This window comes from Nostoc sp. KVJ3 (assembly GCF_026127265.1).
Lineage (GTDB): Bacteria > Cyanobacteriota > Cyanobacteriia > Cyanobacteriales > Nostocaceae > Nostoc.
This window is the reverse complement of record NZ_WWFG01000002.1, coordinates 1,073,865-1,095,727: the sequence shown is the minus strand read 5'-3', so window position 1 is coordinate 1,095,727 and position 21,863 is coordinate 1,073,865. Positions and strand designations below refer to the sequence as shown.

Annotated in this window: 14 protein-coding genes, 1 tRNA gene, 2 pseudogenes and 1 CRISPR repeat array (1 of these 18 only partly in view); of the genes and pseudogenes, 10 read left to right on the top strand and 7 right to left on the bottom strand. The window is 40.1% G+C overall.

Annotated features, from left to right (window positions below; translation table 11 throughout):
* Positions 1–6 precede the first annotated feature (6 nt).
* The 3 genes from GTQ43_RS20740 to GTQ43_RS20730 all read left to right on the top strand — a co-directional run bounded on the left by GTQ43_RS20740 (position 7) and on the right by GTQ43_RS20730 (position 1,335).
* Positions 7–79: transfer RNA gene (locus GTQ43_RS20740), tRNA-Phe, on the top strand.
* 520 nt (positions 80–599) lie between these two features.
* Positions 600–944 (top strand): hypothetical protein, encoded by a 345-nt coding sequence (locus GTQ43_RS20735; RefSeq protein ID WP_265274637.1) that lies wholly within the window; start codon positions 600–602, stop codon positions 942–944.
* Between the two features lie 253 nt (positions 945–1,197).
* Entirely contained in the window at positions 1,198–1,335 is a 138-nt protein-coding gene (locus GTQ43_RS20730) for a hypothetical protein (protein WP_265274636.1), read from the top strand.
* A gap of 459 nt (positions 1,336–1,794) precedes the next feature.
* On the opposite strand, the gene GTQ43_RS20725 is transcribed toward GTQ43_RS20730, so the two are convergent.
* Entirely contained in the window at positions 1,795–2,736 is a 942-nt protein-coding gene (locus GTQ43_RS20725; RefSeq protein WP_265274635.1) for an N-acetylmuramoyl-L-alanine amidase, read from the bottom strand.
* Between the two features lie 576 nt (positions 2,737–3,312).
* Here GTQ43_RS20725 and bchH point away from each other — a divergent pair.
* Positions 3,313–7,002, top strand: coding sequence for a magnesium chelatase subunit H (bchH, locus tag GTQ43_RS20720; protein WP_265274634.1), 3,690 nt, complete (start codon positions 3,313–3,315; stop codon positions 7,000–7,002).
* A 48-nt stretch (positions 7,003–7,050) separates the two neighbouring features.
* On the opposite strand, the pseudogene GTQ43_RS20715 reads toward bchH, so the two are convergent.
* A pseudogene (locus tag GTQ43_RS20715) lies at positions 7,051–7,496 on the bottom strand (transposase); the annotation flags it as partial.
* Between the two features lie 74 nt (positions 7,497–7,570).
* Here GTQ43_RS20715 and GTQ43_RS20710 point away from each other — a divergent pair.
* From GTQ43_RS20710 to GTQ43_RS20700, 3 genes and pseudogenes are all read left to right on the top strand, one after another.
* A pseudogene (locus GTQ43_RS20710) lies at positions 7,571–7,819 on the top strand (IS66 family transposase); the annotation flags it as partial.
* 270 nt (positions 7,820–8,089) lie between these two features.
* Complete coding sequence (locus GTQ43_RS20705) at positions 8,090–8,302, top strand: hypothetical protein (protein ID WP_265274633.1); 213 nt, start codon at positions 8,090–8,092, stop codon at positions 8,300–8,302.
* Positions 8,303–8,829: 527 nt separating this feature from the next.
* On the top strand, positions 8,830–9,366 hold the full coding sequence (locus GTQ43_RS20700) for a universal stress protein (protein WP_265276510.1): 537 nt from the start codon (positions 8,830–8,832) through the stop codon (positions 9,364–9,366).
* A 550-nt stretch (positions 9,367–9,916) separates the two neighbouring features.
* Here GTQ43_RS20700 and GTQ43_RS20695 read toward each other — a convergent pair.
* From GTQ43_RS20695 to GTQ43_RS20680, 4 genes are all read right to left on the bottom strand, one after another.
* Positions 9,917–10,222: a hypothetical protein gene (locus GTQ43_RS20695; RefSeq protein WP_265274632.1), complete on the bottom strand. Its 306-nt coding sequence runs from the start codon at positions 10,220–10,222 to the stop codon at positions 9,917–9,919.
* 525 nt (positions 10,223–10,747) lie between these two features.
* Positions 10,748–11,344: a dephospho-CoA kinase gene (coaE, locus tag GTQ43_RS20690; RefSeq protein ID WP_265276509.1), complete on the bottom strand. Its 597-nt coding sequence runs from the start codon at positions 11,342–11,344 to the stop codon at positions 10,748–10,750.
* A gap of 95 nt (positions 11,345–11,439) precedes the next feature.
* Complete coding sequence (gene cobA / locus GTQ43_RS20685) at positions 11,440–13,029, bottom strand: uroporphyrinogen-III C-methyltransferase (protein ID WP_265274631.1); 1,590 nt, start codon at positions 13,027–13,029, stop codon at positions 11,440–11,442.
* 48 nt (positions 13,030–13,077) lie between these two features.
* Positions 13,078–14,307 (bottom strand): tetratricopeptide repeat protein, encoded by a 1,230-nt coding sequence (locus GTQ43_RS20680; RefSeq protein ID WP_265274630.1) that lies wholly within the window; start codon positions 14,305–14,307, stop codon positions 13,078–13,080.
* Between the two features lie 1,149 nt (positions 14,308–15,456).
* Between GTQ43_RS20680 and GTQ43_RS20675 the strand changes: the two genes are divergently transcribed.
* Positions 15,457–15,996, top strand: a complete 540-nt coding sequence (locus tag GTQ43_RS20675) for a DUF4126 domain-containing protein (RefSeq protein WP_265274629.1) — start codon at positions 15,457–15,459, stop codon at positions 15,994–15,996.
* Positions 15,997–16,086: 90 nt separating this feature from the next.
* Here GTQ43_RS20675 and hemH read toward each other — a convergent pair whose 3' ends face one another.
* Positions 16,087–17,253: a ferrochelatase gene (gene hemH / locus GTQ43_RS20670; protein WP_265274628.1), complete on the bottom strand. Its 1,167-nt coding sequence runs from the start codon at positions 17,251–17,253 to the stop codon at positions 16,087–16,089.
* Positions 17,254–17,347: 94 nt separating this feature from the next.
* Here hemH and GTQ43_RS20665 point away from each other — a divergent pair, with 94 nt between their 5' ends.
* Both GTQ43_RS20665 and GTQ43_RS20660 read left to right on the top strand, forming a co-directional pair.
* On the top strand, positions 17,348–17,971 hold the full coding sequence (locus GTQ43_RS20665; protein WP_265274627.1) for a class I SAM-dependent methyltransferase: 624 nt from the start codon (positions 17,348–17,350) through the stop codon (positions 17,969–17,971).
* Between the two features lie 176 nt (positions 17,972–18,147).
* Complete coding sequence (locus GTQ43_RS20660) at positions 18,148–18,669, top strand: DUF29 domain-containing protein (protein WP_265274626.1); 522 nt, start codon at positions 18,148–18,150, stop codon at positions 18,667–18,669.
* Between the two features lie 48 nt (positions 18,670–18,717).
* A CRISPR array of direct repeats spans positions 18,718–21,863; the repeat unit is 37 nt; unit sequence GTTTCAATCCCTAATAGGGATTTTAGTTAATTGCAAT; it runs 500 nt beyond the window's last position.

Below are 21,863 nucleotides of genomic sequence, written 5' to 3'. Positions count from 1 at the left end.
GCCCCAGCCGGGATAGCTCAGTTGGTAGAGCAGAGGACTGAAAATCCTCGTGTCACCGGTTCAAGTCCGGTTCCTGGCATCGAATACAGCTAAAAACGCTTCTGGCATAACGCATCCACTCGCAGTAGACTTGCATCCAGTACTAAACTGATGCAGGTATCAGTAGCAGCTACAATGCTTGTTAGTCATACAGTTGACAGCACGAATAAAAGATAGTCAAGGACGAAGTACTATATCCTTAACTTCAGTACACGATGGGAATTTGTGTGAATCTAGTAACATTGTGCTGTTGCTACAACAGTGTTTAGTGAAGGTTATTTGATGAAATATGACAAGTCGAATACATGAACTATCGCTACACTGCATTGGATGCAAGTCTACTGCACCTCTTGTAATTTACTTTCCCTATCGATGAGCGTGTTGAGAGATGACGTGTCAACAAGGGAAAGCGTATGTGTTTGTTTGTTCATCCTTTGGTGATTGTGACAGCAGTTTAGCAACATACTGAGGTCGATGTAATGAAATATTGCTGTGTGATGTGATTGTAAATATTGATGGGTAGGTTCTATCTGATTTGTTTACTGCAATAGGAAAATAGAATGGCTGCTACCCCAGATTTAACACTTGTTCAAGTTCACGATAAATGTACTAACTCCGAAGTCAAAGCATACATAGCTTCAATGCCTTCATTACCGATAGGGATAAAATTGTGTGAGTTTTTGTCTATATTTATGCAAGCCTGTGCTGTTGCACAAATTGAAGCGAATAAAGCTAACGGCGATAGCTTAAAGAAAGGAAATGCTTTGGATAGTTACTCTTTACCAGTAACAGGTACGGTACAAACTGATGCCACTAATAACATTCAATTTTTCACTTCTGTTTATAAAATGAGTATTGTAACCGCAGTAAATAACGGCTGTAGGTCTGTGCCTACTTATATCTAGTCCCTAACACTCTTTTTGTAAAATGCTATGTTTTAGTCGTATATTTAGTGTTGCTTAAAGTGTCGTCTTTATTGGTGACACTTTTTATTTGGCAGTTTTATGACTTGTAACTATATTCCTCAATAGGAGTTACCTTACATACTAATACCCCAAGATTGCATTATTGCTTTCCTGGGGTATTTTTTTATGGGGTGATATGTGTTTTTGAGAGTGACAGAATTTATGACAGTTTTAAAGTCTTGGAGAGTCTAACTTGTTACTACGGACATTGACAAAGGTGAAGCCAGGAAAACATCTTCAGATTCAGCGCGTTCTTCGGAAGATTTTTACAGATGCACTGGTGCGCGAAGGAATTGTAATTCCTATTCGTGCCGAAAGTGCTGAAGGCTAATGAAAGCAGGAATTGAGATCGAGTTTAAACCCGATTTCAATTCAATCTACTAAAATCTCTGATTTGTTAATTGAACTTCTAAAAATTAAACTGAGTAAATTTTAAATCCAGAAAATTTGTGTTTACTTATACAACAAAGTAGTAACAATTGTTATACGCTTGAAAAGCCCTTTACTTTTATACTTTTGGCGAAACTTCACCGCCAAAAAAGCACCAGAGCGATAGGAAATTACTTATTACTAAGTGCGATTGATAGTTATCAAACGTAAACTTGGTTAAGTTGAATATATTCTTGTCAGCAGTATAGGTGACTTCCTCCGCTCTGGTTATTTATTTTAATTATCAAGTTTGCAACTTTCACAACCCTGTAGAGACACGATACGCTAACGCGTCTCTACAACCTCGTAGTTGGCGCTGTCTTTGGAAAGCGCCAACTACGAACAATGTCTACTCCTCAATCTAACCAATTAATTTCTGCCAGCTAATAGGCCCGAGAATACCATCGGCATCTAAACTATTTTGCTTTTGAAAGTTCTTAATTACAACCTCTGTTTGTGGCCCATAGACACCATCATTATCAACACCTAAACGGTATTGCAAGTATCTCACAACCGCACCACCAGCATGGTTTGGTCTGATAATTCGTTTTGCCAAAATTAGATTTATGGCATTCCATGTAGTTTCATCAGCAACTCCAGTCGGCTGAGTTCCGACAATAGTCTGAAACTTTTCTACGGCAGATTTGGTATTAGCACCGGTGGAGCCATCTTCGACTAACGCCTTACCATTTTTATCGGTTATTTTGAGTCTATTTAAGGATTTTTGCAGTCTGAGAATAGTGGAATCTACATTTTCTTCTTCATCTGGTACAGGGTTAACAGGAACACTTGATACTTTACCAGTTAAGCCTTTAACGATCGCATTGGCCATTGCTTCTGGATTAAAAAGATTCATATCTTTTTGTGAGTCCACAAAGCAACCTTCTACCAGAATCGCGGGCATATCTGTATTTTTCAGAACATACAAGTGGGAACCACTCTTAACCCCACGATTAAAAAATCCCAATTTGATGATTTCATCTAATACAGGTTTAGCGATTTTTCTCCCTGTATCGCTATTGGCATATACTTCTGTGCCATTAGCTTGGGCGTTAAAACAGTTAAAATGAATCGAGACGTAAATATCTACTTTACTGCTATTCGCTGTAGAACATCTTTTTGAAAGTGAGTCACGGACTGTACTAGCACTACTTGGTCTACAGACTACCACCTCATTGCCTAAAGCTCTTAACTTCGCTATAACTCTATTTCCAACATCAAGAGTTAAATTATCCTCAAATTTAATCCCACTGGCTCCTGTATCTGGTGGACAATTGTGACCGCTATCAATTCCAAATTTCATGATTTCATCCTCAATTTACTTACTTTTTACACTAGTTCAAAACTCTTCCAATTATATAGACAAAGTTTTGTTGATAAATTTGTTGAAGTACTTGTTCGCAATGTCCGCATTATCTTCCGCATTACTACGCTAGCAAACAAAATAAGTTTTTCTGCGAACCTGAACAGCAAATCTTATGGGATCAAACCAACTAATTCTAAAATAGATTTTAACCAAAAACACAACTATTATAATTTATCAAAATCGGGAATAACCCATTAACTTTTGCAATAAATTGCAATGCCTCAATCACCTCCATTATTCAGATAATAACCCTTTGTAAAAGTAGAAAGCTATGACAAATGTACTTAATACACCGTGGCGGAAGTTTGCCACCTTTATAAGGGGATTTTGCCCCTTGCCTTGTTCAGCCCTAAATCTTGTGTTTTGGAATCAAAATATCCCAGATGCATTGGCGATGGTAAAGTCTTAACTACCCCGAAGAATTATTGACCGAAATCTGTGGGTAGATATTTAACAATCAGCCTGAAAGCACGTTTAAGATCTAAGTAAAGAAATATTTCGTAGCTTACAGGCATGAAACGCATCGTCTTAGTTGCTGGGTTTGAATCATTCAACGCTGAATTGTACAGGAAAGCAGCTTTTTTGGCTAACTCTCGCTGTCCTGAGTTGGATATTCGGGTATTTAGCGATCGCAATCTTACCAGTCAACGGGCTGAGGTAGAAGCAGCCCTTGATAACGCTGATGTGTTTTTCGGTAGCCTCCTATTTGATTATGACCAAGTTGTGTGGTTGCGCGATCGCATTTCCCAAATTCCCATCCGCTTAGTCTTTGAGTCAGCCTTGGAATTGATGAGTTTAACCAAGTTGGGTGATTTTGCCATTGGCGATAAGCCCAAAGGAATGCCCAAACCAGTTAAATTCATCCTCGACAAATTTAGCAACGGCCGAGAAGAAGATAAACTCGCTGGTTACATCAGCTTCTTAAAAATCGGCCCCAAACTACTGAAATACGTCCCAGTGCAAAAAGTCCAAGACTTACGCAACTGGTTAATTATCTATGGTTATTGGAATGCTGGCGGTTCCGAAAACGTCGCTTCATTATTCTGGACACTAGCAGAAAAATATTTAGGTTTAAAAGTCGGCGACATTCCCCCCCTAGTCGAAACCCCCAACATCGGATTACTCCACCCCGACTATCCAGGGTTTTTTGAATCGCCCCACAAATATTTAGAATGGTATAAAACCCATTGTAGAGACGCGATTCATCGCGTCTTCCCAATAGACGCGATGAATCGCGTCTCTACAAAACCGATTATCGGAATTCTCCTCTACCGAAAACACGTCATCACCAAACAACCCTACATTCCCCAACTAATTCGCAGTTTTGAAAAAGCCGGCTTAACTCCTTTACCAATTTTCATCAACGGCGTAGAAGGACACGTGGCGGTACGAGATTTGATGACAACCGACTATGAAATTCAGCAACGACAACTAGGTAATATAGAAACACCCTCACTTTCTAGTGAAGCAGTTAAAGTAGATGCGATCGTTTCCACAATTGGCTTTCCTCTGGTGGGTGGCCCGGCTGGTTCAATGGAAGGTGGCCGTCAAATAGAAGTTGCAAAGCGTATTCTCACTGCCAAGAATGTACCTTATATTGTTGCTGCACCACTATTAATTCAAGATATTTCCTCGTGGACGCGCCAAGGTATCGGCGGATTGCAAAGTGTGGTGTTGTACGCTTTACCAGAATTGGATGGGGCTATTGATACCGTTCCCCTTGGTGGTTTGGTGGGCGAAAATATTTATCTGGTTCCCGAACGTGTACAGCGATTAATTGGTAGGGTGAAAAGTTGGGTGGCTTTGCGGCAAAAACCTGCATCGGAACGCAAGATTGCCATTATTTTATATGGGTTTCCTCCAGGTTATGGTGCTGTGGGTACAGCTGCATTATTAAATGTGCCGCGTAGTTTGCTGAAGTTTCTCCACGCACTGAAAGAACAAGGTTACACCGTCGGAGATTTGCCGGAAGATGGGGAAGAATTGATTCGCTGGGTGAAAGAGGCGGATGAAATTGATAATACAAAAAATATCCCCGCGTCCGTTAACGTCCGCACTCTAGAAAAATGGCTGGGATACCTGCAAACTTCCCGCATCGAAAAACAATGGAAATCTCTCACGGGAACCGGTATTAAAACTTATGGCGATGAATTTCAGATTGGTGGTGTGCAATTAGGTAATATCTGGATAGGTGTACAACCACCTTTGGGGATACAAGGCGACCCGATGCGCTTAATGTTTGAACGGGATTTAACGCCACATCCTCAATATGTAGCTTATTATAAATGGCTGCAAAATGAGTTTGAAGCTGATGCTTTAGTTCACTTTGGAATGCATGGAACGGTGGAATGGTTGCCTGGTTCTCCGTTGGGGAATACGGGTTATTCTTGGTCGGATATTTTGTTAGGAAATCTGCCTAATCTCTATATATATGCGGCGAATAATCCTTCTGAGTCGATGTTAGCGAAACGTCGCGGTTATGGTGTGTTGATTTCTCATAATGTACCTCCTTATGGTCGCGCAGGTTTGTATAAGGAGTTGGTGGCGTTGCGTGATTTGATTGCGGAGTATCGTGAAGATCCACAAAAGAATTATGTTTTGAAGGAAGGGATTTGTAAAAAGATTGTGGACTCTGGGTTGGATGCTGATTGTCCGTTTGAGGATGCTAAACGGTTGGGGATTGCGTTTACTGCTGAGAATGTGCGGATGTTTAGTGTTCATGCTTTTGATGATTATTTGGTTGAATTGTATGGATATTTGCAGGTTTTAGAAAATCGGTTGTTTTCTTCGGGGTTGCATACTTTGGGGGAAAAGCCTAGTGAGGAGGAGTTGGAGGCGTATTTAGAGGCTTATTTTGGAGACGAACCGCCAAGACGCCAAGACCGCCAAGAGGAGGAAAGAGTAATAAGGGATTTGTTGATGCAATCTACGGATGAGTTGACGAATTTGTTAAGGGGGTTGAATGGGGAGTATATTCCGCCTGCGCCTGGGGGAGATTTGTTAAGGGATGGGGCTGGTGTTTTGCCGACTGGGAGAAATATTCATGCTTTAGATCCTTATCGGATGCCTTCGCCTGCGGCTTATGAACGGGGACGGGAAGTTGCCCAAAAAATTATTGCCCAGCATTTGGATGAGTATGGGAAGTATCCTGAGACGGTGGCGGTGATGCTTTGGGGATTGGATGCGATTAAAACGAAGGGCGAATCTTTGGGGATTTTGTTGGAGTTGGTGGGGGCTGAACCTGTTAAGGAAGGTACTGGTAGAGTTGTTCGTTATGAGTTGAAGCCGTTGGCTGAGGTTGGACATCCCCGGATTGATGTGTTGGGTAATTTGTCTGGGATTTTTCGGGATAGTTTTGTCAATATTATCGAATTGTTGGATGATTTGTTTCAACGGGCGGCTGATGCTGATGAACCGGACGATCAGAATTTTATTAGAAGACATGCTTTAGCTTTAAAAGCCCAAGGGGTGGAAAATGTATCGGCGAGGTTGTTTTCTAATCCGGCGGGTGATTTTGGTTCTTTGGTGAACGATCGCGTTGTTGATGGTAACTGGGAATCTGGTGAGGAGTTGGGGAATACTTGGCAAAGTCGCAATGTATTCAGCTACGGGAGAGAGGATAAAGGTCAAGCTAGACCGGAAGTTTTAAATACTCTGTTAAAAACTAGCGATCGCATTGTTCAAGAAATCGATTCGGTAGAATATGGTTTAACTGATATTCAGGAATATTACGCTAATACGGGCGGGTTGAAAAGGGCGGCAGAAAAACAAGGCGGTAAGAAGGTTACAACTAGCTTTGTGGAAAGTTTCTCGAAGGATACTACACCGCGCAATTTAGATGATCTGCTGCGAATGGAGTATCGCACTAAGTTGGTAAATCCCAAATGGGCGCAAGCAATGGCGAATCAAGGTTCTGGTGGTGCTTTTGAAATTTCCCAACGGATGACGGCGTTAATTGGTTGGGGTGGTACTGCCGATTTTACCGATGATTGGGTTTATGACCAAGCGGCTGATACTTATGCTTTAGATGCAGAGATGGCGGATAAATTACGCAAGGCAAATCCTGAAGCTTTTCGCAATATTTTAGGGAGAATGTTGGAGGCGCATGGGCGGGGTTTCTGGGAAGCTGATGGTGATAAGTTAGATAAGTTGCGCCAGTTGTATGAGTTGACAGATGAAGAGTTGGAGGGTGTGACGGTTTAGAAAGTAGATGCGTTAAAACTTAAAGTCTAGACACTAACGATTAATAAAATCTAATGGTAAGCTTTTTCTCCCATCATATAAATGAGTTGTTACCACTACTATTCCATTATCTGTTTTGCCAATTTCTCCGATGTACAGAATCCCACTCCATCCGTAAAATTTCCGCTTTTCCTATGACCAGAATCATCAATTATCAAGCTAAATCCTCTACTAATTCTGGTTTGACTACATTTGCTCATTACCTCTAAACGACGTTCATTGATCTGTGAATTAGACCAGGGTGCTTCAGTTAAAAAGTGGTGCAATTGATGGTATTTCACTCCTATAGCGTTTTCTGCCATCTGAGATAGGTTTTTTCTCTCGCTTTCCCCCAATAATCCCCCTAAATAATGCCTAAACCCTCTTTTTTGCGCTTTATGACTAAACACATCATCAAACCTTTGACACCATTTTTCAAAGCAAGACGGCATGGCTGCGGGTGTTGTTTCTTTCATCGGGTGTTACTTTAACGTAAAAGCTATGCTGATAAGGCATCATACCTTATTTTTGCTTCTTTTTTTGTTTAAGTCCTGATAACAATCAAGCCGAACGAGAGTCCTTCGGACACGCTTCGCGAACGCTGCGTTTAGCCGTGACAAAACGTAAGATTAGCGGTGGTTCCCGTTCGATGGAGCGGTTTCAACACACTGCCAATTTGTTGACGGTAGTGCAAACTTGCCGTCGTCAAGGTAGGTCTGTAATTGATTTTTTTGCACAAGCTCTAATTGCTGACTCTAATAATTGTCTGTCTCGCCCTTCTTTGCTTCCACAATATTAGACCTGAATCCTTACCTAATATTTACCATGCTTCACTCACTATAGAAGAATTACATGAGTTTTTGGAACTGGAAGACACTGAACCAGGCAAAGTGATGAGAATTTTAACCCGAAGCGTTCCAACAGACTGATAATTGTGTCTGCAATTGTGTTGCGATCGCACCCTTAATTCCTTAAGTGCGATCGCTATAAACTGTTAAAATTTAATTACCAGACACCATAATTTTAGTAGGCGAACACCAATGGACTTTTATACATAGGAGTTATTAAAATGTTTGAAGTTCACAAAAATTATGTTCTCGGCGAAAATCAACGACCTATTGCCGTACAAATTCCTATCGCTGAATTTGAAAAGATTGAAGAAATTCTTGAAGATTACGGTTTAGCAAAACTTATGGAAGAAGTAGAGGAAGAAAAACCACTATCAAAAGATGAAGCACTAAAATATTATCAATCACTAAAAGAAAGAAATGTGGCAAGTTGAATATACAACAAGATTCTTGAAATAACTTGCTGCTTTACCAGTTGAGATTCAAAGCCGCATAGAACGCATCGTGTTTCAAGAACTTGAATCAGAGAATCCGTTTGAATTAGGATATCTTGAAAAACTGATTTTTAAATCTATAAAATAGAACCTGATATTTACTTTACTTCAGTAAGTATAGAAGAATTACATGAGTTTTTGGCAGTGGAAGATATTGAATCCATCTGATAAATCCACACTTGGATTATATCAAGATACTTGCCTTTGAAAAAACAATAAATACTGAGCTAAGGTTGTATTTTATAAAACGTGAGTCTCCCCCGTAATCAAAGATAAAGACTTGTTTTCTTCACAAGTTCCTCAAATTTTTTTGCTATATATTATAGATATGGGATAAAAACTTTTAATAAATTTAAAATTCAAAAGTCGCTAAACAGAGTTGAAGGATTAGTCATTTTTGTCAATCCAGCATTTGGAAATCTGAAATAGTAAAGACCAATTACCAAAGAAATAGGAGGTCTATTATGATGTTTAAAAAGATTTTAGTTGCATTAGATCGCTCGGAAATAGGGCAACAGGTTTTTGAGGAAGCGTTGGGTTTAGCAAAGTTAACACAAGCTAACTTAATGCTAGTGCATATTCTATCTCCAGAAGAAGAGGGTAGCCCTTACGTACCTATGATGTCTAATTTTGACTACTATCCAGGATTAAGCAGTCAAAGCTTTGAGTTATACCAAAAACAGTGGGATACCTTTAAAAATTTGGGAATCCAGATGTTGCAATCTTTCTGTAACCAAGCTAATACATCGGGTGTAAATACAGAATTTACACAAAATGTTGGTAGTCCTGGCCGGGTTATTTGTGACTTAGCCCATAGTTATGACGCTGATTTAATTGTTATGGGGCGGCGGGGTCATTCTGGGCTAATGGAACTATTTCTCGGTAGTGTGAGTAACTACGTTCTTCACCATGCTTCTTGTTCAGTACATATTGTGCATCTTTCAGTTGCTCCCAAAACAGATGAAGTTCTCAAAAAAACTACAAGTTCTTTAAGTGTTAACTAACTATTAGTTTGTAAAGCTAGTTTTGAGGGTTTGTAGTCAAGACTTTATTGCTTAGAAAATAAGGACTAAAGTCCTTACTACGAACTAAGGAAGGTGGATTAAATAAAATCCAAAACTTCATCTTGTCTCTAGCTTCCCTCTCCTTTATAAGGCTACGGTGTACACACATCTTGGTAAATGAAACCCAAACCCTGGATTTACCCCCCTTAATCCTCCCTTATAAAGGGGGGAAATATCCGGTTCTCCCCCTTAACAAGGGGGAGTTAGAGGGGGTGAAAAGGACTTGTGTGTACACCATAGCCTTTATAAGGAGAGGGATTGAGGGTGAGGTAAGCCAGGGACATAAACTGTATGTTAGTTTAATTCTTATTCCTAACTTGTTTATCCAGTCATGAAACCCTCCAATGCCCTCCCTTCGGGTTCACCAGTCGCCTAGGTTGGGAAACCCGCCTACAGCGCTGGATTCACCGCAACGCACTGGCTCCCCTACAATACCTAATTTTGTTCAAAAATCAAATATAGAATTGAAGTAACTGATTGACTTTAATATTTAGTCAATTGGTATTTGTTTGAGTAGAGCTATCCACATATCAGAAGGATCGGAGTAATAATCAATTTCTTCAACTTGATATTGATAAGATTCACAACCTTCTCGCAAAATAATGCGATCGCAGGGTTTAATGCCTTTACCGATTCCAGTCATATACCCTATCATTCCTTCATTGAGGCGCTCAAATACGTAGTCGCTTCCCCAAACAAGTTGGCTATAATCGTGTATTTTATTCTTCTGTTTTAATGGATTAGCTGGAAAGGTAACTAGAGCTAACTTACTTAAAAAACTAAAACTTAAGTTCATACCTGTCCTGAGCATAGACATAAGTGAGTTCTCGCAAAGAAGAAATCTATAACGAAGAGTTCTGGACACTAGGTGAATCTCAATCCCTTTCAATTAGTAATCCAGAATCGAACAGGCGGACAATCTAGTTACGAATCAACCGCATTGACAGCTAGTAAGGGCAATACACCACCGAATTTTCCATTAGGTGTCTGCGCGACAATTGGCTGAAAATAAATTACAAGCACTTCATTGAGAATGTAGTTCTAATAAGAATTTTAAAATAAGATTTAATAATCTTCAATTAGTTTTTCTTAAATCTTAATTTTTAGTTATTAATATTTATTTACTCAATGACATCTTTTACTTGATAGCCACTCAAATTTATAATATCACTAACCGCAACTTCAACTGTAAAATCACCGAATTATTGGCTAAGGCTGGGTGAAATATGAAATGATTTTACTTAACTAGATAATATTAAATTTATAAACCCTTTATGTATTTAGAATGTAGTCTGTGTATATTTTTTAAGATAAATAGCATTTAATCCGAATTTGTGGTTTCGAGAGCTACATCTACCTGCTTCAGTAGTACTTCTAGGGTGGAGGAGTTATCTAAAACTACATCTGCATGAGCTACCTTTTCTTCAATAGATAATTGGCTGTTGATCCTAGCTCGTGCTTGTTCTCTATTCAAATGGTTTCGTTGTATTAATCTTTGTAGTTGTTGCTCTTGGGAACAACGCACTACCCAGATTTCTGTAACCAGATCGGTCATTCCCGCTTCAAATAATAGCGGTACTACTAACACCAGTGTTTGTAAGGAAGATTGGGCAATTGCTTTGAGGAAGCGATCGCGCACATAAGGATGAATCAAATTATCTATCCAGTTGCGTTCATCTTGAGAATTAAAGATAATTTCGCCTAGCCTTTGGCGATTGAGGCTGCCATCTGGTAATAAAATTTGTTCGCCGTAACGTTGAGCGATCGCACCAAGAATAGGCGAACCTAAAGATACTGCCTCTCTAGCATAAATATCTGCATCCAAAATTGGCAGGTTATAAGCGTTAGCTAAATAATTGGTGACAGTGGTTTTGCCTGTGGCAATACCTCCGGTTAAGCCGATTATACGTTTTGTCATTGGAATTGGGCATTGGGAATTGGGCATTGGGCATTGGGCATTAGTTCTTTCTCCCCCTGCTCCCCCTGCTTCCCCTGCTTCCCCTGCTCCCTCATCTAAGAATTGGTTGCCCATATTATTAGTGCTTGGGTTAAACCATCTAAAGTATATTCTTGTGCTTCTACATCTACGCGCCCGAATAAGGTATGACAAGTTTTAGAAGTTTGAGGCCCGATGGAGGCAATACAAACACCTTCTAAGAGTTGACTAGCATCAGAGTTGTTAGAAAATATCTTGTCAGTCAGTTGACAGAAAAATTGTACAGTTTTAGAACTGGCAAAGGTAATTACATCTATCTTGCGGTTTTGGAGAGCTAACTCTGCTTCAGGTGGAATACCAGTAGGACAACAAGATTGATATGCGGCAACTTCTATTACCTTTGCTTCCTTGAGAGTTAATTCCTTAACCAAAATTTCTCTACCGCCACTTTCAACTCTGGGGAATAAAACCTTTTTACCATCCAGTTTCTCTGGAAAATTTTCTACTAAAGAATCGGCAACAAAGTTGGGGGGAATAAAATCTGGTTGAAGAGAGTATTGTTTGAGGCTATGGGCTGTTTTTTCGCCAACAACGGCAATTTTCACACCTGCTAAGGCACGGGTATCTTTACCTTGAGCGATTAACCTTTCAAAAAAGTAATCTATGCCATTGCTAGAAGTGAGAATTAACCAGTCGAAATCAGATAAATGAGCGATCGCATTATCCAAAGCTTCCCAACTGGAGGGCGGGCCGATTTCTAAGGTAGGCATTTCGATGACTGTTGCACCTGATGCGATGAGGCGATCGCTAAATTGGCTCGACTGTCCTATTGAACGTGTCACCAAGATTGTTTTGTCAGTGAGGGGTTGAGGACATGGAGAGAGGTTGCTTGACATTGGAATTTGGGCTGTAGTCGAATCCTGATAATCTATTTTCTCAGGTTGTAAGTACTTATGTAGCCCAACAACTTCACCAATAATAATTACCGCAGGGGAAAGGGATAATCCGGTGGTTTGTTCCAAAATATTGCCCAGTTGGGCTGTCCAAATTTGTTGATGAGGAGTTCCTGCCCAACGGATGATGGCAATGGGTGTTAAGTGCGATCGCCCGTGTCGCACCAGTTGATGTAAAATCTCTGGCAGGTGTTGCCCTCCCATCAAAATTACCAGTGTTTCTAACCGTGAAAGTGCTTCCCAGTCTAAAACTTCTGGTTCATGAGCTGTAAGCACTGCAAAACAACGACTCAACACCGGATCTGTGAGGGGAATTCCTGCTAACAAGGGTGCTGCAAGGGCTGAAGAAATTCCTGGTACGAGTTCAAAATCACAACCAGATGCTTTCAACGCTTCAATTTCGGAAGTGCAACGCCCAAAAATCAACGGATCGCCTGATTTGAGTCGTACAACTTGTTTTCCTTGCTGGCAATGCTTTACCAATAACTTGTTAATCTCAGTTTGGGTTGTACTGGGTTTACCACCACGTTTCCCGACATCCAACTTCAAACAATCAGATGGTACGCACTGCAATAATTGAGTATCTACCAGGGCATCGTAAACTAAAACCTGAGCAGCAGCCAAGAGATTGTAAGCTTTTACCGTCAGGTATGCCACATCACCAGGCCCAGCACCCACAAGGTAGACTTTGCCCCTTTCTTGAGTTTTAGTCATTTGTCACTTGTCATTACTTCCCAATTCTCCATGCCCAATTCCCTGAATTCAATTCGTTCGGGTATTAATTTTTTGGATTAGTTGATCGACTTGCTCAACCATCTCTTTATTTTCTTCAGCTTGGAATAACTCTCTGGCTTTTTTGAGATTAACGATCGCTTCTTCTAGCTGTTGTTCTCTTCCTAAAGTGATTCCCAAATTATAATAAGTGAATGCATCGTTGGGGACAAGGCTAATGGCTTTTTTGTAATGTGCGATCGCTTCTTGAGGTTTACCTTGATCGTCCATCGCATTGGCCAAACCGGTGTAAGCTTGTGCGTGTTTGGGATCGAGGCGAATTGCTTCGTTATATTCGGCGATCGCTTCTGTTAGCTTGCCTTGAGCGTAAAAAGCGCTGGCTAAATTATAGTGAGCGTCTGTATAGTTGGGTTCAAGGCTGAGGGCTTTTTTATATTGGGCGATCGCTTCTTCTAGTTTGCCTTGAGCGTAGAGAGTATTGCCCAAGGCATTGTAACCTGGCGACTTTTTGGGATTGAGGCGAATAGCTGCTGTATATTCGGCGATCGCTTCTGCTGGCTTTCCTTGAGCATACAAAGCATTTCCTAAATAATAGTGAGCGTCTGCATACTTGGGATCTAAGCTAATGGATTTTTTGTATTGGATAACTGCTTCTGCTAGCTCACCTCGATCGTATAGAGCATTTCCCAGGCGTGTGTAAGTTGGGGCATAGCTGGGTTTGAGGCGAATCGCCGCTGTATATTCGGTAACTGCTTCGGCGAGCTTCCCTTGAGCGTAGAGAGCATTTCCTAAGTTATAGTGAGCGTCTGCATAGTTAGGTTCAAGACTGAGGGCTTTTTTGTATTGAGCGATCGCAGCTTCTAATTGATTCTGTCTTGCTAAAGTCAAACCCAAATTAAAGTAGGCTCCAGAGTCTTGAGGATTGAGGCTAATGGCTTTATGATATTGTGCGATCGCTTCTTGGGGTTTGCCTTGATCGTCGAGAGTATTTGCCAAAGCAATATAAGCTTGTGCAAAGTTGGGTTCTAGTTCAATCGCTTTCCGAAAAGCCGCCTCTGCTCCTTTAAAATCTCCTTTTTTGTAGAGATTGCTTCCTTGCTCAAAGTTAGCAACTGCATTTTTGTTCTCAGTAACTGTTGCTTGATTTGAGTCTGGAATTTTGGATAAAATAACGCCAACATCTTTACCAAAGGCAGTATTTCCATTACTCAAACACAAGCAGATAACAGCTGCTACCAGTAGATTCTTGTTTTTTGGCATTTTTATTACCTTATCTGCTTGTATATGTAATATCGAGTTCGGCTAATTGCCATTTTGACACTTTCAGCCCCTCCTTTTTTGCGGAGCTACGCTGTATCAGACAAGTCATAGCTTTATTAATAAATCTCGCATTGCTTTTCTATTCCGCCTTGGAATGAATTCCGAGTTTCATAGCTGAAGTCCACTCAAGTAGACTAAAGGATCAATTCAGTCCACTTGAGTGGACTTTCGCTATCAGCCCTGAACTTCAGTTCGGGGCGGGATGTCGGTGAGTGTAATAGTTTCACTCTGATCAAAATATGGCTAGAGGATTTTTCGACTTGTGTGTACACAGTAGACTTGCGAGCAGGAGAGCAAAAGCGCAGCTTTGGTTGCGTTCTAGCAGAAATTATAAGTTATTAACCTAATTTGATACAAGTGTACTTTCTTCATCCAATTGTCCGTTTGTACACAATAGATTGGGCTTTATACCAGTTATTTATGAAGATGCACACAATAAGTCCCCTCAACACATCGGGGGGACGGCGTAGCCGGGGGGTAAATATATGCAGCTTCACAAAGAAACGGTATTATCCTCTTAGCTCGACTTTATCCAAAATTAAGAATTCGGTTTCTTTATCTGGCAAAAATCGTGGCTTTTTGGCAAATACTTTTTCTACGTCACAGAGCATAGATCAAGTTCAAAAAGTAAAACTACTATCCCACACGGGTTTCAGCGATCGCGATCGCGTTGCGAAAAAAATGGATAAAGTCGAGCTTAGAGGATGAATGAACAAGTCCTCTTCTTGGTAGTAAAACATTCTAGATCCCCCTAAATCCCCCGATAAATTGGGGGAATTTGACTCCGGTTCCCCCTTTTTTAAGGGGGGTTAGGGGGGATCTAAAAGTGTCTAAAGTCACAGCGAAATACTTGTTCATTCAACCTCTTAGGTTGACACCAATCAGCAATGCTGTGCCCTGACGACAGACTTGGTTCCAATACATGAAAACGGCTGTAACCGAGAACCCACATTAAAAAAGAATATAAAAATACCAAAAATTTTAGGATTGGATTCCTGAAGACTGTATGTTTGATGCTGGAATTATTGCCCGCACTGGGTAGTATACATAACAAATGCTTACTTATTTATTAGTGCTACGAGTGCTTTAATGATTGAAATCCTAGCCACACTTTCTGCATCTGCGGCAGCAGGAATGAGAATAGGCATACCTTTGCTGATTATTGGATTATTGCAGGGTAGTGACTTCTGGTCACAATTTCCAATTTTATCTCACATTTCCCCACCAATATTATTAGGTTGCCTTAGTTGTTGGTCTTTAGTTGAATTATTAGCCTCAAAAAAACTATGGGGGCAAAGATTACTACAACTGGTTCAGTTATTCATGTCTCCCATTGTGGGGGCAATGATGGGTTTAGCAGTAGCTAATGCAACAGCAACACCAGATTGGCTGATTGCCTGTATTGGCGGTTCATTAGCTTTAGTACTCCAGCTAGTTCAAGTTGGTTGGTTCTATCGGTTACGTGGCTTACCCTTGTGGGCAGTTTTTCTTCAAGATACCTTGTGCATTGCTCTAGTCCTTTTTGCCTTCGATGCTCCCTGGCAAGGGGGATTAATTGCTTTAATACTGCTGTGGTTTGCAGTTCGTAGCGCCAAGCAGTGGTATGACTGGTATCACATAAGGGGATAGGGAATGGGGGACGGGAAAGAAGGAAGGGAGCAGGGAGCAGGGAGCAGGGGGAGAAGAATTATTAATATATTGCCCAATTCCCAATTCCCTTTATTGCAAAAGTCCAATCATGTGTAAGAAGCCGTGACCGGTAATTAGCTCAATGATTAAGGCAATGAAGCCCAGCATAGCAATCCGACCATTCCAGACTTCAGCGCTAGTAGTTAGACCCCATTCCCAACGCTCTTGGGGGTACATTTTAACCATTTTTTTCATTTGGGCAGCTTGCGAAAGCTTGAAGCTGGGGTTTTTCAGCGCATCAATCACTAAGTCTGCAAGTGCATTAATAAATACAGGATGGGTATTAGGAGCAGGAACGCGGCGGAAGTTATGAATTCCTGATTCTTCTGCTACTTCTCGATACTCAATATCAATTTCTTGCAGTGTCTCGATATGCTCTGAGACAAAACTAATAGGCACGACAACTAAATCTTTAACGCCTTGTGCGCCTAGTTCTTTGAGCGCATCTTCAGTATAGGGTTGCAGCCATTCGACTGGGCCGACACGACTTTGGTAAGCTAAGGTGTGGGCATTGGGACGATTGAGGGTCTGTATAATCAGAGCAGCACATTCCTCAATTTCTTGCTGGTAAGGGTCGCCAGCTTCTTCAACGTAGCTTTTAGGAACGCCGTGAGCGCTGAAAAATATATGAACCTCATCCGGGTTAGGAAACTGCTCAAGTTCTTGGGCTATGAGTTCCGCCATTGCTTGGAGGTAGCCTGGTTGTTTGTACCAAGAAGGAATAACGGTGTATTCAATGGGCTGAAGTTTTGGGTCTTCTTGCCAAAGCTTATCTAAAAGCCGGAAGCTAGAACCACTAGTACTGATAGAAAACTGGGGATATAGTGGTAATATTACCAGGTGTTCTATATTATCTTGGGTAATCTGTGCGATCGCTTCTTCTGTATAAGGATGCCAATAACGCATTCCCACGTAGATATTAGCTTCTTGCCCTAAATGACTCAATTGTTCTTTTAAAGCTTCCCCTTGCGCTTCTGTGATCCGTCGCAGTGGGGAACCACCACCGATTTGCTTATAATTTTCTTGAGACGTTCTGGTTCGCCGCGAGGCAATAAACCAGGCTAGAGGCTTTTGCAACCAGCGAAACGGTAGGCGAATAATTTCCGGATCGGAAAATAGGTTATACAAAAACGGCCCGACATCTTCTAGCTTATCGGGGCCACCGAGATTGAGTAATAAGACGCCTACACGACCCATAGCTGTTACTTTCCCCCAATCTTTTCAGATTTTTTACTAATGTTAACAATATATCTTTATTAAATAATAAAGCTTAATAGCAAGGAAATATGCAATGGCAACAATTTTAAGGGATTGGAGTTACCGCTATCAGTGGTTGTATGATAGTATCTCTCGTTTAACAGCCTTAAGTGTAGGTGGTGAAGCGCGTTTTCGGCAACTTGCTTTGCAAGGCTTAACAATTCACTCAGATACTCAGGTTTTAGATTTATGTTGCGGTAGTGGTCAAACAACGCAATTTTTAGTAAGATTTTCACAAAATGTAACAGGATTGGATGCTTCACCTAAGTCTTTGCAACGCGCACGGCTAAATGTCCCTGAAGCTTCTTATGTCGAAGCTTTTGCCGAGGAGATGCCATTTGCAGATAATCTGTTTGATGTGGTGCATACCAGTGTTGCATTACACGAGATGCAGACTCAGCAATTACAAAAAATTATTAATGAAGTTTATCGGGTGCTGAAGCCTGGAGGGGTGTTTACGTTGGTGGATTTTCACGCTCCTACAAATCCGATATTTTGGCCTGGGATATCACTGTTTTTGTTGTTGTTTGAGACGGAAACAGCTTGGGAATTGTTGAAAACTGATTTACCTGGTTTGTTAACTGAGACTGGGTTTGATGTGAGTGAGCAAACTTTATATGTAGGTGGTAGTTTGCAAGTGATACAGGTGAAGAAGTGAAGGATAATTTGTTTGTGTAGGTTTGTGCAAGTGGTGATTGCTATATTGAAATAATAGCTGTTTGCAATGGAGTGAAGTACAGACTCTCGTAGGGATACAAGTATGTTGTGTCCTTACCTGTACACCTAATTCTAATGAAAAGTACTAGAAAAATGAAATTTTGAGGTTGATAGATTATGACACAGGAATTAATAGACCTCAGAACTTGTATCCAGGAAGGACGTTATGCAGATGCCTTGGCAATTGTAGATGAATTAGAAGGCATGAGTAAACAAGCTATTCTGCGGAATATCCAAGCTTATTTAAAGATTCTGCTGATTCATTTGATTAAGAACCAAGTAGAACAACGATTAACTGGTTCATGGGCAAATTCTATTCGTAATTCCGTCCGAGAAATTAAAAAGCTGAATATTAAAGATAATAAAACCTCTTATTATATTAATTTAGGCGAATGGCAAAATTTGATAGAAGAGGAAATTATTGAAGATGCGATCGCTGATGCTAGTGAGGAAGTGATGAATGGCAATTTTACTCGCTCTCAGTTGTCGGCGATGTTAGATAAAAACCAGATTTTAACTACAGCAAGTAGTTTACTAGCTTTAACATATACTTATTCGCCAAAGGAATTACCAGCAATTATGGATGATTATCTTAGTCAGTTAGCTGGTGGAGAAGATTGGATAAATCGGGAAAAATAAGGCGATCGCTAGGGAGAATCCCAAATGTGCAAATTCTATGTTTCAATAGTTTCAATCCCTAATAGGGATTTTTATGAATTGCAATTGGTAAGCCACACCGAACAGAAATTAGGGATCTGGTTTCAATCCCTAATAGGGATTTTAGTTAATTGCAATCATAATTTACACCGCGAATACTCCACCCTTTCTCGTTTCAATCCCTAATAGGGATTTTAGTTAATTGCAATGTACCATCCATGAGCGATAGTAAATGGTGTGTCCGGTTTCAATCCCTAATAGGGATTTTAGTTAATTGCAATGGTACGGCTACAAATTATGGCACGGTAGCTTTGGTTTCAATCCCTAATAGGGATTTTAGTTAATTGCAATACTGTATTCGGTGGGCAAAGGACACGCTGAGTTCGCGTTTCAATCCCTAATAGGGATTTTAGTTAATTGCAATTCAAGGAAATTGTGAGAATCGAGCAAAATAAAACGTTTCAATCCCTAATAGGGATTTTAGTTAATTGCAATTTGGCAGAAATATTAGGATTACTTGTGACGACAAGTTTCAATCCCTAATAGGGATTTTAGTTAATTGCAATATGATTCCATTAGCTGCTACAGCCTTAGATTGCGTTTCAATCCCTAATAGGGATTTTAGTTAATTGCAATCATCTGCCACTCTAAACATATCTCTCTAACAGCATCGTTTCAATCCCTAATAGGGATTTTAGTTAATTGCAATCTCTAAAGAGTGGCATTCATGACGCAATATTTTATGTTTCAATCCCTAATAGGGATTTTAGTTAATTGCAATCTGAGGGCTTGTGCTGAGTACCAAATATACTTTGTTTCAATCCCTAATAGGGATTTTAGTTAATTGCAATTCTTTTGCCTCCTTAGCTTTTTTGATACAGCGCTCCATGTTTCAATCCCTAATAGGGATTTTAGTTAATTGCAATTCGCTTGCAAACGGAACCAACACCAACCCAACGTTTCAATCCCTAATAGGGATTTTAGTTAATTGCAATCCGTCGTCGCCTTTGCCGGATTTACCCCCGGTGGCGTAAGTTTCAATCCCTAATAGGGATTTTAGTTAATTGCAATTCGCGCTCAATCTCCTCCCAGAGTAGCCCTTCCCTGTTTCAATCCCTAATAGGGATTTTAGTTAATTGCAATTTTCTAACTTTTCTAATGACGGCAACTCGATCTCTGTTTCAATCCCTAATAGGGATTTTAGTTAATTGCAATTGAGAATGATCACGCGGCGCAAGCAGGTAGCGTGTTTCAATCCCTAATAGGGATTTTAGTTAATTGCAATTATGGATTTTATCAGTCTCGCACAGATAGAAGCGCAGGTTTCAATCCCTAATAGGGATTTTAGTTAATTGCAATGTGGTAGAGGGGCGGTTGGGCACAGTTTTGAGAATGCGTTTCAATCCCTAATAGGGATTTTAGTTAATTGCAATATTAAATATCTGCATTGAATATTAGTAAGCAAAATAATACCCCGTTTCAATCCCTAATAGGGATTTTAGTTAATTGCAATTGGCACTTAGAGGCAAAGCCAAGGATTATATTGTGTTTCAATCCCTAATAGGGATTTTAGTTAATTGCAATCGAGCCATTCCTTTTGAGGATGTTGTCGGTACCGGCAGTTTCAATCCCTAATAGGGATTTTAGTTAATTGCAATCTGAAGAGTTCCCGATCCTAGTTGATGAATGCGTTTCAATCCCTAATAGGGATTTTAGTTAATTGCAATTCACACTTGCTGTCCCCTGTGCCATTGCACAGGGGTTTCAATCCCTAATAGGGATTTTAGTTAATTGCAATCCTCTCTAAATGCCTCTGATATTCAAGGTAAAATGTTTCAATCCCTAATAGGGATTTTAGTTAATTGCAATTTTCGAGCCATTCACCGGAGGAATTGACCTTTGAGTTTCAATCCCTAATAGGGATTTTAGTTAATTGCAATTAAATTCTTCTCATAGCAAATTCAGTACAGATACTTGTTTCAATCCCTAATAGGGATTTTAGTTAATTGCAATTCTCTAGATAATGAGGCAACTGAAGCCTCAAGCTGGTTTCAATCCCTAATAGGGATTTTAGTTAATTGCAATTGACCGGGGAAGAGTGGGCCCGCCTTGGGTTGATGTTTCAATCCCTAATAGGGATTTTAGTTAATTGCAATTTCTGTTTGGTTTAGATTCATTTCGTTTCGTGTTTCAATCCCTAATAGGGATTTTAGTTAATTGCAATTGAAGAACTAGTACAAGCCGACATTGAATTAGAAAATGTTTCAATCCCTAATAGGGATTTTAGTTAATTGCAATTTGGATCGTGAATCAATCATTGCTGAGGCGGTCGAACGTTTCAATCCCTAATAGGGATTTTAGTTAATTGCAATTGAAATTTTCGTCTAAAGTTTTGGCGGTTTTAGCTTCGTTTCAATCCCTAATAGGGATTTTAGTTAATTGCAATCCTGTTTCCCGCTCGTGACGGAGATAAGCCCATGTTTCAATCCCTAATAGGGATTTTAGTTAATTGCAATCAAATTTACTAGAAAGGCGATGCAATGATTTAGTTGTTTCAATCCCTAATAGGGATTTTAGTTAATTGCAATCCAATCTGTAGACAGGAAATCAAGATTCATCCACGTTTCAATCCCTAATAGGGATTTTAGTTAATTGCAATTCGGTGCATGGTTTTCTTGTCACCACTAAGGTCATGTTTCAATCCCTAATAGGGATTTTAGTTAATTGCAATGAATGCACAACGTCTTGCGGCTTTAGATGCAGAACTGTTTCAATCCCTAATAGGGATTTTAGTTAATTGCAATCGGGGTTACCTAATTGTTCGGGAAATGGAACTATTGTTTCAATCCCTAATAGGGATTTTAGTTAATTGCAATCTATGCTTGTCGAAGGCATATTACTCTACATTTAATATGTTTCAATCCCTAATAGGGATTTTAGTTAATTGCAATCTGGTACGCCTCTTCCCTGGAATCAGTGGTCTGATGCTGTTTCAATCCCTAATAGGGATTTTAGTTAATTGCAATTTAGATTCTCAGGCAGGATTGGAACTTGCAGAATATGAGTTTCAATCCCTAATAGGGATTTTAGTTAATTGCAATCAACAACTTCAACATCAACATCAATGTAACTCATGTTTCAATCCCTAATAGGGATTTTAGTTAATTGCAATCTTT